Origin of the sequence: Oricola cellulosilytica (assembly GCF_019966575.1) — a bacterium.
In the GTDB taxonomy this organism is placed as follows: domain Bacteria; phylum Pseudomonadota; class Alphaproteobacteria; order Rhizobiales; family Rhizobiaceae; genus Oricola; species Oricola cellulosilytica.
The window spans coordinates 599,734-612,472 of record NZ_JAINFK010000001.1; the positions used below are offsets into that span (position 1 = coordinate 599,734).

Here is a 12,739-nt window from a genome sequence, read left to right on the forward strand (position 1 = left end):
AGAGTCAGTGTATCGCCGTTTGCAAAACTACCCTGTGTCCAGGTAAAGGCCGCCGAGGTGCTTGTGCCAGAGGTGCCACCATCGAGAAGGCCCTTGCCCGTCGCGGAAGCATCGAAGAGGGCTATACCCGAAATTGCGACATCGACGGTGCCAATTGAGATTGCGCCCGCTGAATCACGGGTAAAGGAAGACACGATCGATGCAGAGGCGCTGTAGCTGGCCGCGCTGGAATCGACTGACAACCAGTTCGAGCCAGAGAATGTCGCTGCTGATGAAATGCCTTGGAGCTGCTCCTGAAGCTGCGTGATCTCGGACTGAATCTTCGACCGGTCAACACCTGGCTGCTTGGCCGCCACGAGCTTCGTTTTGATGTCGTCTAGGACTTCCTTGGTCGCGTCCATGGCGGTGTACGCGACATCGACCGTCGCGGCGCCGAGGCCGAGAGCGTCCTGGACCGTGCCGAGGGCCTTGTTGTCGGAGCGCATGGTCGTCGCGATCGACCAGTAGGCTGCATTGTCGCTGGCGGTGTTGACTGCAAGGCCGGTCGAGATACGGGCCTGCGTCGTCTCGAGCGACTTGTTTGTCATGGCAAGCGACTTGAGCGCCGTCATGGCAGATACGTTGGTATTGATACTGGACATAGTGTCCCCTTCCCAAACTCGTACAATGGAGGGACATTCCGGATCAGCCGGTACAGGGGCCGGGCATCATGCCCCTATCAATAAGATAGCCGCTGTCATCACGGCCAACCTGCCCGCAAAACATTAAAAAAGAATTGCTGGAAAATTTTACGAATTTTAAACCGTATTTCTGGATGTTAAACTTGGTTTACGGTGGGTTAATCGTCCGGTAATCAAGACACTGAACGTACCATACTTCCAACAAGAACATTCCATCCATCAATCATCACAAAGAATAGAATCTTGAACGGAAGCGACACAACAGATGGCGGGAGCATCATCATGCCCATGGCCATGACGATCGTGGCCACGACAAGATCTATGACGAGAAGCGGCAAGACAACGAGGAAGCCAATCTCAAACCCGCGCCTGATTTCCGAGATCATGAAAGCGGGAACGACGATCCTGATATCGATTGTTTCATCGGTGACTACGTCTTGGCCCCGTTCGCGGGCAAGATCTGCGAAAAGTTCCAAATCCTGTTCGCGAACATTCTCCAGCATGAACTCCCGAAACGGTTGTGTGATGCGCGTGAATGCTTGCGATTCATCTATTTCCTGACTGAGCAGAGGCTGGACGCCGTCGCGCCAGGCACGATCGAAAACCGGCGACATCACATAAAACGTCATGAAGAGGGCCAGGCTGACCAGCACCAGGTTGGCAGGCGTCGTCTGGAGTCCAATTCCGGCACGCAATATTGAAAAGACAATGACGAAGCGGGTAAAGCTCGTCACCATTATAAGAAGGCCCGGCGCGACGGCCAAGACCGTCAAAAGCCCGAACAGCTGTATAATCAGTCCGCTGGTCTGGCCACTGAAGCCATCGGGGAAGCCCAGCCCCTGCTGGCCCTGGGCTACAGCTGGAAGGGTCAGGAAAAACATCCCGATGACGACGAGCGGAGTGAGTTTTCTCATTCGAGAATCAGCGCCCGGACCAACACGCGTCGGACATGACCCTTGCTCCTGATCGCCGCCCGCTCCTGCAGATCGTCCATCAGATGCTGGTAACCGCTCCCGCCCCGCAGATTGTAAAGCCGCAGGGTCCTGACATAGGCAAGGATATCCTGATGTATTTCATCGGCCATCACGCGGTCGGCCTTGCCCTCGAATACAAGAGCAAGTTCCATTCGGATCCAGGCATCGTCCGGATCGGCCAGGTTGGTCGTGATTGTCGGAATATCGACGACTTCGATCGCGGGCTGCTGCGGCGTCTCATCGGCTTCCTGCACGTTTCCGTCCCCCTCGGCCCCAGCCGACTTGCCCTTCTCAGGAGCAGGGTCGGAAACAGAGAGCCCGACCGGATCGAGCAGCATCGAACTCATCCCAAAGCCCGCTCCGGCGCCGACCAGGCTGATCACGACAAGCGTCACGATGAGGACGAGGGCAGAGGGCTCCTTCTTCTTCTCTTCCGGAGTATGCTCGATCAGGTCAACCATGTGCTCGAATCATCGCCGGTCAAAACGGCAGGTACAGATCAAGCGCCTGCTGCCCGTATGGTGGTTGCTGGACTTCGGTGAGACGGCCCGTGCCGCCATAGGAAATACGGGCCTCGGCAATCCGGTCATAGGGGATCGTGTTGTGGGGCCCTATGTCATACGGGCGGACGATGCCGGTGATTGTCAGGACGCGCAGTTCCGCGTTCACACGCACCTCCTGCGTTCCCCGGATGAGCAGGTTTCCATTCGCAAGCTCCTCCACCACCACCGCGGCAATCGCAAGATCGATTGTTTCCGCGCGCGCGGTGCCCCCGGACCCCGCGAAGTCGGTCGTCGAACCGAAATTTCCCGATGCGGTAAAGTCTCCCGAGGCCTCACCGGAACTGAAGGAACCGCCAAGTCCGAGCGACTTGTTGGCAATCCGAGATCGGTCGGTCTTGTTATCGACCTTTGCCCGGTCATTGATCTCGATATTGACGGTAACAATGTCGCCCCGGCCCACCGCGCGGTGCGCGGTGAACAGGTTCGCCGCACCATCGTTCCAGGTCGAATATTTATGGACGGCCGGGCGATTCGGATACAGGCTCGGCTGCACAGCCAGCTGCTCCGGGGCAAGGTCGGCCCCGACCGGCGACAAGGCAGGTTCACGTCCGATCTGGCGCGGAGAAACACATCCGGCCAAACCGCTGATGATCATGATCAAAAATGCGGCACGGCGCATCATTGCACACTCCCGGTGGTGTCGCCCAACGCCGACATGATGACTGTCACCACGGCGGCCTGTTCCGCCGACATCTCGTTCAGGATCGTTCCGGCGGCCCGCGCGCTCAATTTGGTAAGGAGAGCGGCGGTCAACTCACCGGGCAGTTTTTCCATGCGCTGTGCGGCGGCATCGGGCCTCATCTTCGAATAAACCTCGACAAGACCTTCATTCGCGATCTTCGAGAAATTGTCCCGTTTCTCGGCCCATTCCTGCAGCTCCGCGCGTTTTTGCTCGAGGATCGCGATCTTTGCCTCGACCTCGCCACGCAGTTTCTCCAACTCCTCCTTCTGGATCGCGTATCGGCGTTCGCGAGCGGCATCGGCAATATTGGAGCAGAAACGACGGATATCATCGCTGTCGGCGGCGGGAGGCGGCTGGTCCAGAAGCGAAGGCAGGGTTGCCTGGGCCCGCACATCCACGGAAAGAATGGCAAGGACGCCGATGACCACGGCGAGACCCCCCGCCCCGCTTCCTGTTCGGCTCGGCAACGTCATTGCATCACCAGTTCGGCCTGCATCGCGCCGGCATTCTTTACGGCCTGCAGTATCGAGATGATGTCAGCCGGCCCGACACCGAGGCGGTTGAGACCCTCAACAACGGTGTGCAGATCCGTCCCGTCGACGGTGCCGAGCTGGGTGCCGACCTCCGCTACGTCGACCTGCGTATTTGACTCCACTGCAGTTTCCCCGCGCGAGAACGGAAGCGGCTGGACCACGGTCGGCGTCTCGGTGACCCGGACGGTAAGCGTCCCATGACTGATGGCCACCTTCGAGATGCGGACATCCTGTCCGATCACAACCGTACCGGTGCTTTCGTCGAGGACCACGCGCGCGGGCGTGTCCGTCATTACCGGAAGATTCTCGATGCTCGCCACAAACCGCGCGGCAGAAACTCCCTTAGGCTTGGTGATCGCGATGGTCCGCGAATCGATTTCCCGCGCGGGAGAAATGCCGTACTGGCTGGAGCCGTAAGCATTGATCGCATCCGTCACGGAGATTGCGGTCGAGAAATCCGGATTACGCAACTGCAGGGTCAGGACCTGTTCGTCCTTGAAATCTGCTTCAACTTCACGCTCGACGATGGCGCCGCCGGCGATACGTCCGGCCGTTGGCGTACCGCGTGACACGGTCTCTGCGGCTCCCGCGGCCTCAAAGCCCGAGATCGACACCGGCCCCTGTGCGACAGCGTAAATCTCTCCGTTCGCAGCGCGAAGGGGCGTCATGACCAGTTGGCCGCCGCGCAATGAAGACGCGTCACCGAGCGAGGACACGTTCACGTCTATGCGTGAGCCATGCCGTACAAAGGGAGGAAGATTGGCCGTTACAATCACGGCGGCGATGTTCTTCAGACGGGCGCGGCCTTCCGTCGTGGCGATTCCCAGATTGTCCAGCATCGAGCGCATGGACTGCTCGGTGAACGGCGCGTTGCGCAGGCTGTCGCCGCTTCCCTGCAAGCCGACGACAAGACCGTACCCGACTAGCTGGTTGTCGCGTGCGCTCTGGAGGACGGCTATGTCCTTAACCCGCGACTGGGCGAAGGCCGGCTGAGCAATGACCGCCAGCGCGAGAACGAGCGGACCGAGGAGCTTCATCTCGCCTCCACGACCACCGTTCCGTCAGCCGTGACGGTGCCGGTAATGGTCCGTCCGCTGATGGTGTTGCGAAGGCGGATCGGGTCCCCGTATCCGGCGGAGGAGAGTGCAACCGCGTCCATGGCGATCACCAGGCCGCCTTGGCGGTAGTAGACGGTAGCCGGCTCGCCCGCCTCTACGGCATAAACCTCGCGGACGGCATCCGGCGGGATCAGGCGCTTCGGCAGAATGGTGCGCTGGGCGATCTTGCCAACGATCTCCCCGGCGTCGCGGACGACCTCCAGATCGTTGCGGAGCGGCTTGCGCAACCGGGTTTCGACGATTGCGTCTGCGGCCACGACCTGACCAGGATAAATCACCCGGCTGACGGTGAGCACGACGTTCGGGTCCTCCGATGCCGACACCGCCTGGGCCCAAAGCCAGAAGGCCGGAATGCACATTCCGGCAATGCGAGCCCACTTCATCATGGCGTTACCGCAATCCGGTCGAAACGACCGACGCCATCTGGTCAGCCGCCTGAATGACCTTGGAGTTCATTTCGTATCCGCGCTGCGCGGATATAAGCTCGGTGATCTCCTTTACGGGATCGACATTGGAAGCCTCTAGGTAGCCCTGTTGAATGGTCGCGAAGCCGGGATCTCCGGGAACGCCGTTGATCGCCGCGCCGGAAGCTTCGGTCTCCGCAAAAAGGTTGTTGCCGAGCGGCTTCAACCCGGCATCGTTGGCAAATGTCGCAAGGGTCAACTGACCCAGTTCCTGAAGCTCGATCTGGTCTTCCAGACGCGCGAAGACCTGGCCGGTCTGGTTGACGATCACCTCGACAGCACCCTCCGGAACAGTGATGTTGGGCGTGACGAGGAAGCCGTCCACGGTGACCATCTGCCCGAGGGCATTGGTGTTGAAAGCGCCGGCGCGCGTATAGACGGGCTCGTTCGCAGCCCCTTCGATCTGGAACCAGCCCTGTCCGGTCAGGGCCAGGTCGAACCGGTTGCCCGTGCTGGTCAGGGCGCCCTGAATATGCACGTTGCGAATGGCGGCCGTCCGCACGCCCAATCCGACGTTCGCACCCTCGGGTATGATGTTCTGGTTGGCGCGGTTGGGTGTCCCCGCCAGCCTTTCAACCTGGTACAGAAGGTCGGAAAATTCCGCGCGTGCGCGCTTGAACCCGGTGGTGTTCACATTCGCGATATTGTTCGCGATGACCTCGAGATTCGTCTGCTGAGCGCTCATGCCGGTTGCGGCAATCGACAACGCCTTCATGGATATCTCCTTAAATCTGCATCCGGCTGACTTCGAGGAATGCGGTCACGATCTTGTCGCGGATGGCGATCGCCGCCTGAAGACTCTGTTCGGCGCTCATCACCGCATCGGTGACCTCGCGGATATCCGCTTCGCCACTGAGCGCCTTCAGGGAAAGCTGCTCGGCACCCTTCACGTTCGTCACCGCGTTTTCCGCCATTCCCTTCAGGGCTTCCGCGAAACCCGCTGCTCCGTCCGGCGTCGGCGCGACGGCGGCCGAGCGCCCGGCACTGCCGAAATCCGAGCTTTCGAGCGGGGGAATGCTGGACAGGGCAATATCGAGGGCCATTAGCGCGTCCTCATCAAGTCGATTGTCATGCTGATCAGGTCGCGCGCCTGCTTCAGCACCTGGAGGTTCGCCTGGTAGGAACGGTTGGCCTCGCGCATGTCCGCCATCTCGATGAGCACGTTCACGTTTGGCATCTTCACGAACCCGTTCTCATCGGCGGCAGGATGTGCCGGATCGTGTTTTGTCGGGAAGGCCGTGTTGTCGGTTCGAACCGAGTTGACGCTTACCTTTGCAGCATTGCTGGCGCGGTCGAGTTCAGAACCGAAGGTGACAAGCTTTCGCTGGAACGGGTCCCCGCCGGGAATTTTCGCCGTGGACTGCGCGTTCGCGATGTTTTCGGAAACCACGCGGAGCCGCGTCGTTTCCGCGTTGAGTCCCGATGCGGCCACCTTGATCGCTGTATCGAGAAAATCCATCGTTATGGCTTCGCTGTCATAAGGATCATGCGGTGAAACGACGATACGATCGCGGTGTTGATCTCGAACGCGTGCCGAATCTCGCTCGACTTGACGAGTTCCTGTTCCATCGAAACGCGATTTCCACTCGCCGAGACATCCGGGCCGCCCGTGTCGACTATCCGCATGGACGGCTCGCCGGGCTGCGTTCCAAAATGCGACGCGGCGGTCGCACCGATGCTGACCGACCGGTTCGCGACAATTGCTTCAAAGGGCTCGACATCCATCGGGCGATATGCCGGCGCATGTGCATTGGCGATGTTGTTCGCAACCGTGGTCTGACGGAGCGAAAGCCATTTCGCTTGAGTCGTGGCCAATTGGAAAAGATTGACGGCTTCCATGTCCTATCCCTTCAGTGGGGGAAAGACTATCGGCCGTTTCTTGCGTGTGCCTTGTGGGAGAGCCAGCCTCAGCGGACGCGTATCAGGCGCTTGTCGGACGTAACGATATGCCAGCCCTTCCCGTCCCGCTCGATTGCCTCGAGAGTCGTGCCATCGGGAAGCCTCGACTTGCGGGAGACCAGATAGACACCGTCCATGTCCCCGACGAGCGCGCGGCCGTCATGGACCGCAAAGAGCGTGAACGCGCGACCGTTGCCGGGAAACGGCTGGTCGGGATCGCCGGAAGCCCCTGCGTTCGGGTCGACCTTGCCGGTTGTGAGCCTGTCTACGCTTGCCGGAGGGGTATCCGCCCGTACGAACCGGCCGGTTTCAAACTCGAAAAGCGGCGTGCCCGATGAAGGCACGGCGTCCTCGTCCGGCGGGACAACGCCGCCACGCGAGAAGGCCATTTCCGGCGGACCATAGGACTCGGGATTGAAATAGACATGCCACGGGAACAGTGCCGCAGCGGTTCCGATCAGCAGACCAACCACGCTCAACACATAGTCGACAGGTTTCATGTCACGAAAATAGCCGCGACGGTTAATGAGGCTGGCTTTTCTCTTTGTCATGTCTCAGATGGTCCGCAAGTTGCGTGAATGGATCGCTTTGGGGTGGATCGGCGCGGGTCTGGGAGAGCGCCTCGTAAATTCGCGGGACAGCCATGACGGCCTGATCGAGTTCCGGGTTCGTGCCCTGCTGCCAGCCGCTCATCATGCGCAGATCGCGGGTCTCCTCGAACAGGGCGATCATCGAGCGCAGCTGGGAGACCAGCAAGGACTGCTCTTCTGTCCACGCCCGGGCGGCAAGCCTCGATACAGAGCCAAGCGGATCGACCGCCGGGAACCGACCTCTGTTGGCAATCGACCTCTGAAGCACGAGGTGCCCGTCGAGAATCCCCCGCAGGGTGTCGGCGACCGGGTCATTGTGGTCGTCGCCATCCACGAGAACGGTGACTATCGCCGTGATCGAACCGCAATCCGGTCCGCCGGGACCGGCACGCTCGAGAAGGCGCGGCAGGTCGGTGAAGACGGAGGCGGGGTAGCCGCGCGCCACGGGCGGCTCGCCGACCGAAATTGCGACCTCACGAAGCGCGTGCGCATAGCGCGTAACCGAGTCCAGGAGGAGGAGCACCCTCTTGCCGCGGTCACGAAACCATTCAGCGACTTCCATCGCGCACACAGGCGCCCGCCGGCGCATCGTGGCGCTCTCATCACTGGTGGCAACCACGGCCACCGACTTCTTCATTCCTTCCGGACCGAGTGTATCCTCGAGAAATTCGCGAACCTCCCGCGTCCGTTCGCCGACCAGCGAGACAACCACGGCGTCAAACGCTTCGGCGCGGGCAAGCATCGCGAGAAGCGTAGACTTGCCGACCCCCGAACCCGCAAAGACACCGAAGCGCTGACCAATGCAAAGCGGAGTGAAGATGTCTATCACGCGAACGCCGGTTCTGAACGGCTCGTCGATTCGCGCGCGCATCATCGCCGGGCGTTTTATTGCGGCGACGGGCGGTTCCGTCGGCACGGCCAGCGGCCCCTTGCCGTCGACCGGCTCACCGATTGCGTTGACCACGCGGCCAAGCCAGCGCTCGTCCGGCCGGGCCCGCCCGCTCCCCCGATGGATCACGGCATCGTTGATGGAAAGCGGACGGCCACCTTCGCAAGGCGCGACCAGAATACGGTCCGGTTCGATCTGAACGACCTCTCCCCGCCCTCTGCCTTCACCCTCGCCAAGCGATACGAAATCGCCGAGGGCCGCATGGTCGGAAAGGCCTTTTGCGATGACGACATTGGGATGTATCGCTACGACGGTGCCGCCCCGCAGTATGGGGTCGCGTTCGATTCCAGCCGCGTCGATCGCGCGCCGCATTCGCGCCAAGGCATTCATGCCGTTAGCTGCTGCTCATCGCGCGGATCAGATTCTCTATCGAATCCTCCGACGTCTGCATCAGTTTCGCCGACTGCTCGAATGCTCGCTGGACCATGATCAGATCCGTGATCTCACGCAGCGGATCGACATTGGAGTTTTCGACATAACCCTGAACGACACCGACGTCCGACGTATCGACGATGGGCTCGGGATCGCCACCGGCGAGGATGCCCGAATCGCCATATCGCTGGAAGCCGGGAGGCGGTTCGAAGGCAAAGAGACCGATTGCCGCGACCTGGCCACCACCCTGGCGAATAAACCCGTCTCCGCTCACTTCCGGAACCCCGCCTCGCGGATCGAGCACGATCGGCGCGCCGCCAGCGTCCAGAACCGGATAACCCGACAGGGTTACCAGATCGCCTACCTCGGTCATATTGAAGCGACCATCGCGCGTCATGACCGTTCCCGCCGGCGTGTCGACGCCGAACCACGCATCTCCGCGCACGGCAAAGTCCAGCGGATTGCCGGTCTGTTCAAGCCCGCCCGACCTGTCGTCAGCATATTCGACGCCTTGGGAAGAGTGGGAAACGTCAATGCCGGTCGCGTCGCTGACCAGTTCTTCAAACCGGATCTGAGTTGCCCGAAATCCCACCGTCTGGCTGTTGGCAATGTTTTCGGCGATCGTGGTGAGGCGACGTTCGCGAGAGACCTGCGCCGAAAGGCTGACATATAATGCGTCCTGCATCCGGGCCGCCTATCGTTTCAACTGCTGGATCTGCAACATGAGGTCCTGACTGATGCCGAACGTTGCTCCTTGGTTGTACAACAGACCGATGCCGGACGATTGAGCCGTCGCGGATCCGTTGTTCACCTCCCAGAGCGTGGTGAAGCGTTCGAGAAACTTCTCGAGCGCCGCCGGATCGGAGAATTCCTCGAGATCGATCCGGTCCTTCATCATTTCGACCTGCTTGTCGATGTCGATGGACCCGACTGAATCGGGCAATCCGATCGCAGTCCGGACAACCTGGCCAAGCGCAGGGTCCGCCAGAATTCCGTAGTAACTCGTAATCGTCGGTGCCTTGCGCTGGAAATAAAGGGCCAGACGTACGCCTTCGTTTTCGTCGCCGGCCTGTTCTTCGAGTGTCTGGCGAAGATATTTCTCGACGGTTCCCTGCCGCGCCTTGGTGAAGGTGGTAGCGGTTTCGCCATATCTGTAGAAGTCGAACGTTTCGGCAAATTCCAGATAACGCTTGTCGGTAAGCGAATTGGCAAAGGAATCCCTTGCGTCACGGCCCTCTACCAGAACCTTCTTCATGAAGGCCTTGGCATACGACATCTCGCCGAGCCCGTGCGCCTGCATGGCGAAATTGAAGAGCCGGGTGTCGTCAATGAATTCCTCGATGGTTTTGACCTTCGAGATATTCTCTTCGTAATACGCGACCTCGCGCGCGACAGTCGGCTGGTCGGATACACGTTGGATCGTTCGCGAAAGATCGCTCGTCGCCAATTTGTATGAAGCCAGGGTCGAGATCATCGCAAGGCACCGGTAACTCTCATCGTCTAGCTCGTAACGCGCCATGCTTGCGCGAGCCTGTATGCGCGGTTGCGCCGCCACCCTGCCAGCCTCATGCAAGGTTTGACCGGTAGCTTCGCCGCAAAACGGACGGAGTTCTCTGTGGGCGTTATCATTGGAATGATCGTAACCTTTGGTTGCGTGCTCGGCGGTTACATGGCGATGGGTGGGAAACTCGGCGTTCTGAACCAGCCATTCGAGCTCGTGATCATCGGCGGTGCGGCCATCGGGATTTTTCTGGTCGCCAATCCGCTCTCCGTCGTCAAGGACAGTGGAAAAGCGGTCATGGAGGCGGTCAAGAATGCCGTTCCGACGCGTACGGAATATCTTCAACTGCTGGGGCTTCTTCACGCGCTTCTCAAGGAACTGAGGACGAAACCGCGCAACGAAGTCGAAAACCACATCGACAATTCCCAGGAGTCGCCGATCTTCCAGGACTATCCGCTGATCCTGAAGAACAAGGACCTGACGAACTTCATCTGCGACTATTGCCGACTCATCATCGTCGGCAACGCACGACCCCACGAGGTCGAGGCGCTCATGGAGGAAGAAATCAGCACGATCCGGCACGACAAGCTGAAATCGTATCACGGTCTCCAGGGCATGGCCGACGGACTGCCGGCGCTCGGTATCGTGGCCGCCGTGCTTGGTGTGGTGAAGGCCATGGGCGCGATCGACCAGAGCCCCGAAATTCTGGGCGGGCTGATCGGTGCAGCGCTGGTCGGAACGTTCCTTGGTATCTTCCTAGCCTATGCGATCGTCCAGCCGCTGGCCACCAAGATCAAGATCATCCGCGAGAAGAACCTGCGCCTCTATTTCGTCGCCAAACAGACGCTTATCGCCTACATGAACGGCTCGCTGCCTCAGGTCGCGCTCGAATTCGGCCGAAAGACGATTTCCAATTACGACCGTCCTTCGCTCGACGACGTCGAGAATGAGGCCATGGGCGAAGCAAAAGCCGCCTGACCATGAACGCTCCCGACGGTCTCACCAAGGAACGAAGAGAACTATTCGACCTGATCCTTGGCCGGAAAGGCGACGATGCCCGGCTCGAGCCCGCCATCAGCGCGATCACCGCCTTCCTGCCGGAGCGTTTGCGCGAAGTTTTGAAGAAAGACGGGTTCGAAGCCACCTTTGTGATCGAAAAGCACAAGCCGCTGGCAGCCGCCGCCTTGTTCGACGGACGAAAGAAGGGTTGCGCATGCGCGCTGATCGGGGGTGCCTCCGGTCCCGACGTTTTCGTCGTGGCACCGTTTCCCACAGCGGGCGTCATAGCCGACATGATGCTGGGCGGAGATCCGGAGTTGGCGGCGCCGGGAAAGGACCGCGCGCCCACCCGGCTGGAATGCGATCTCATCGGGCAGTTCGCCGACATCGTGGGCCGCGCGCTTCAATCGACGCTTGGGGCCGACAAGGCCCCGTCGCTGATTCGCATCGCCCTGTCGAAAGAGGAACTGCGCGACGAGGACACCGCCGAGCCACTTGTCGCCTTTGAAATGCAGATCAATTTCGGTGCGGTATCGCAGCCGGTTACCTTGGCCGTCACACACCATCAATTGCTGCGCATGACTCGTGCGGAGCCGGTCCGAATTCGTAGGCCGCATCCCGAAAGTCCCGCAAAGAGGAACCAGAAGGCGCTGGCTGTCAGCGTCCAGGTTACAGGTTCGATCAATCTGCAGCCCAAATCTCTGGCGGAGATAGCTGCCCTTCGGCCAGGCAATGTCATAGCGTTTCCCAGTGACGACGACGCAAATGTCCGCCTCAACGTAAAAGGTCGCCCGCTGTACAACTGCACCCTGGGCAGACAGGGCGCCAACTACGCACTCTGCCTTCGGCAGCCGCACAGGGTCATGACCGAGGTTCTCAGCGGAATGGGAATGCCCGCCGGACAATCAGAAGATGAGGATGACGAAGATGAGTGAGCCGAAACTTTCGCCACTGGACGATCTCGATCTCTCCGACGACGACAGCGGACTGCCGAGCCTGGGTGGCGATACCGACCTTCCCGATCTCGAAGCATCTCCCGACCCGCTGGATGATGCGATCGCCGAGTTGCAGGACGTACTCGGCAAGGATCAGGCAATGGGGCCGCTCGAGGGTGAAACGGAACAGGACGAAACCGGGGCCGCCCGGATCGGCGATGGCAAGGATACCGGGTTGCAGAATCTCGTCATGTCGTTGCCCGTGCAAATGGACGTCGTGATCGGATCGGCTGAGATGCCGGTTTCCGAGCTCATCGGCATGGAAGCAGGTTCGGTGGTCGCGCTGAACCGTAAGATAGGGGACTCAGTCGAAATCTGCGTCAACGGCATGAAGATAGCCTCCGGCGAAATCCAGACGCTCGACGACGATCCATCCCGGCTCGGCGTGAAGATTACCGAGTTGGTCGAGAGCTAGGACCG

General features: G+C 60.3%; 18 protein-coding genes. 3 read left to right on the forward strand and 15 right to left on the reverse strand.

Features of this window, described 5'->3' with window-relative positions; genetic code table 11:
* The 15 genes from LC298_RS02815 to LC298_RS02885 all read right to left on the reverse strand — a co-directional run.
* A partial coding sequence (locus LC298_RS02815; protein ID WP_487353243.1) for a flagellin N-terminal helical domain-containing protein occupies positions 1 to 641 on the reverse strand: 641 nt, incomplete at its 3' end.
* Positions 642 to 853: 212 nt separating this feature from the next.
* Positions 854 to 1,594, reverse strand: a complete 741-nt coding sequence (gene fliP / locus LC298_RS02820) for a flagellar type III secretion system pore protein FliP (protein ID WP_199223166.1) — start codon at positions 1,592 to 1,594, stop codon at positions 854 to 856.
* Positions 1,591 to 2,115 carry a flagellar basal body-associated FliL family protein gene (locus LC298_RS02825; RefSeq protein ID WP_131564862.1) on the reverse strand — a complete coding sequence of 175 codons (525 nt, stop codon included), beginning with the start codon at positions 2,113 to 2,115 and terminating at the stop codon, positions 1,591 to 1,593. The genes fliP and LC298_RS02825 overlap by 4 nt, the downstream gene beginning before the upstream one ends.
* A 19-nt stretch (positions 2,116 to 2,134) precedes the next feature.
* The gene (locus LC298_RS02830) at positions 2,135 to 2,836 is read right to left on the reverse strand and encodes a flagellar basal body L-ring protein FlgH (protein ID WP_131565844.1); all 702 of its coding nucleotides are present in this window, start codon (positions 2,834 to 2,836) and stop codon (positions 2,135 to 2,137) included.
* Entirely contained in the window at positions 2,836 to 3,372 is a 537-nt protein-coding gene (locus tag LC298_RS02835) for a MotE family protein (protein WP_131564860.1), read from the reverse strand. The genes LC298_RS02830 and LC298_RS02835 overlap by 1 nt, the downstream gene beginning before the upstream one ends.
* Entirely contained in the window at positions 3,369 to 4,469 is a 1,101-nt protein-coding gene (locus LC298_RS02840; protein ID WP_131564858.1) for a flagellar basal body P-ring protein FlgI, read from the reverse strand. The genes LC298_RS02835 and LC298_RS02840 overlap by 4 nt, the downstream gene beginning before the upstream one ends.
* Complete coding sequence (flgA, locus tag LC298_RS02845) at positions 4,466 to 4,936, reverse strand: flagellar basal body P-ring formation chaperone FlgA (RefSeq protein ID WP_131564856.1); 471 nt, start codon at positions 4,934 to 4,936, stop codon at positions 4,466 to 4,468. The genes LC298_RS02840 and flgA overlap by 4 nt, the downstream gene beginning before the upstream one ends.
* A gap of 4 nt (positions 4,937 to 4,940) precedes the next feature.
* Complete coding sequence (gene flgG / locus LC298_RS02850; protein WP_131564854.1) at positions 4,941 to 5,729, reverse strand: flagellar basal-body rod protein FlgG; 789 nt, start codon at positions 5,727 to 5,729, stop codon at positions 4,941 to 4,943.
* A 10-nt stretch (positions 5,730 to 5,739) separates the two neighbouring features.
* A complete protein-coding gene (fliE, locus tag LC298_RS02855; RefSeq protein ID WP_131564852.1) occupies positions 5,740 to 6,057 on the reverse strand; it encodes a flagellar hook-basal body complex protein FliE in 318 nt (105 codons plus the stop codon).
* Positions 6,057 to 6,473, reverse strand: coding sequence for a flagellar basal body rod protein FlgC (gene flgC / locus LC298_RS02860; RefSeq protein WP_131564850.1), 417 nt, complete (start codon positions 6,471 to 6,473; stop codon positions 6,057 to 6,059). Before flgC ends, fliE begins: the two co-directional genes overlap by 1 nt.
* Before the next feature lie 2 nt (positions 6,474 to 6,475).
* Positions 6,476 to 6,853: a flagellar basal body rod protein FlgB gene (gene flgB / locus LC298_RS02865; RefSeq protein ID WP_131564848.1), complete on the reverse strand. Its 378-nt coding sequence runs from the start codon at positions 6,851 to 6,853 to the stop codon at positions 6,476 to 6,478.
* A gap of 68 nt (positions 6,854 to 6,921) precedes the next feature.
* Positions 6,922 to 7,464 carry a hypothetical protein gene (locus tag LC298_RS02870; protein ID WP_131564846.1) on the reverse strand — a complete coding sequence of 181 codons (543 nt, stop codon included), beginning with the start codon at positions 7,462 to 7,464 and terminating at the stop codon, positions 6,922 to 6,924.
* A complete protein-coding gene (locus tag LC298_RS02875; protein ID WP_131564844.1) occupies positions 7,436 to 8,782 on the reverse strand; it encodes a FliI/YscN family ATPase in 1,347 nt (448 codons plus the stop codon). Before LC298_RS02875 ends, LC298_RS02870 begins: the two co-directional genes overlap by 29 nt.
* A 4-nt stretch (positions 8,783 to 8,786) precedes the next feature.
* On the reverse strand, positions 8,787 to 9,509 hold the full coding sequence (gene flgF, locus LC298_RS02880) for a flagellar basal-body rod protein FlgF (protein WP_131564842.1): 723 nt from the start codon (positions 9,507 to 9,509) through the stop codon (positions 8,787 to 8,789).
* Between the two features lie 9 nt (positions 9,510 to 9,518).
* Complete coding sequence (locus LC298_RS02885) at positions 9,519 to 10,343, reverse strand: DUF1217 domain-containing protein (RefSeq protein ID WP_223385508.1); 825 nt, start codon at positions 10,341 to 10,343, stop codon at positions 9,519 to 9,521.
* Positions 10,344 to 10,439: 96 nt separating this feature from the next.
* Between LC298_RS02885 and motA the strand changes: the two genes are divergently transcribed.
* Genes motA through LC298_RS02900 form a run of 3 tightly spaced genes read left to right on the forward strand, consistent with a single transcriptional unit; the run spans position 10,440 to position 12,734 of the window.
* Positions 10,440 to 11,303 (forward strand): flagellar motor stator protein MotA, encoded by an 864-nt coding sequence (motA, locus tag LC298_RS02890; protein WP_131564840.1) that lies wholly within the window; start codon positions 10,440 to 10,442, stop codon positions 11,301 to 11,303.
* Between the two features lie 2 nt (positions 11,304 to 11,305).
* On the forward strand, positions 11,306 to 12,259 hold the full coding sequence (locus tag LC298_RS02895; RefSeq protein WP_131564838.1) for a FliM/FliN family flagellar motor switch protein: 954 nt from the start codon (positions 11,306 to 11,308) through the stop codon (positions 12,257 to 12,259).
* Positions 12,252 to 12,734, forward strand: coding sequence for a FliM/FliN family flagellar motor switch protein (locus LC298_RS02900; protein ID WP_131564836.1), 483 nt, complete (start codon positions 12,252 to 12,254; stop codon positions 12,732 to 12,734). Before LC298_RS02895 ends, LC298_RS02900 begins: the two co-directional genes overlap by 8 nt.
* Positions 12,735 to 12,739: the final 5 nt, after the last annotated feature.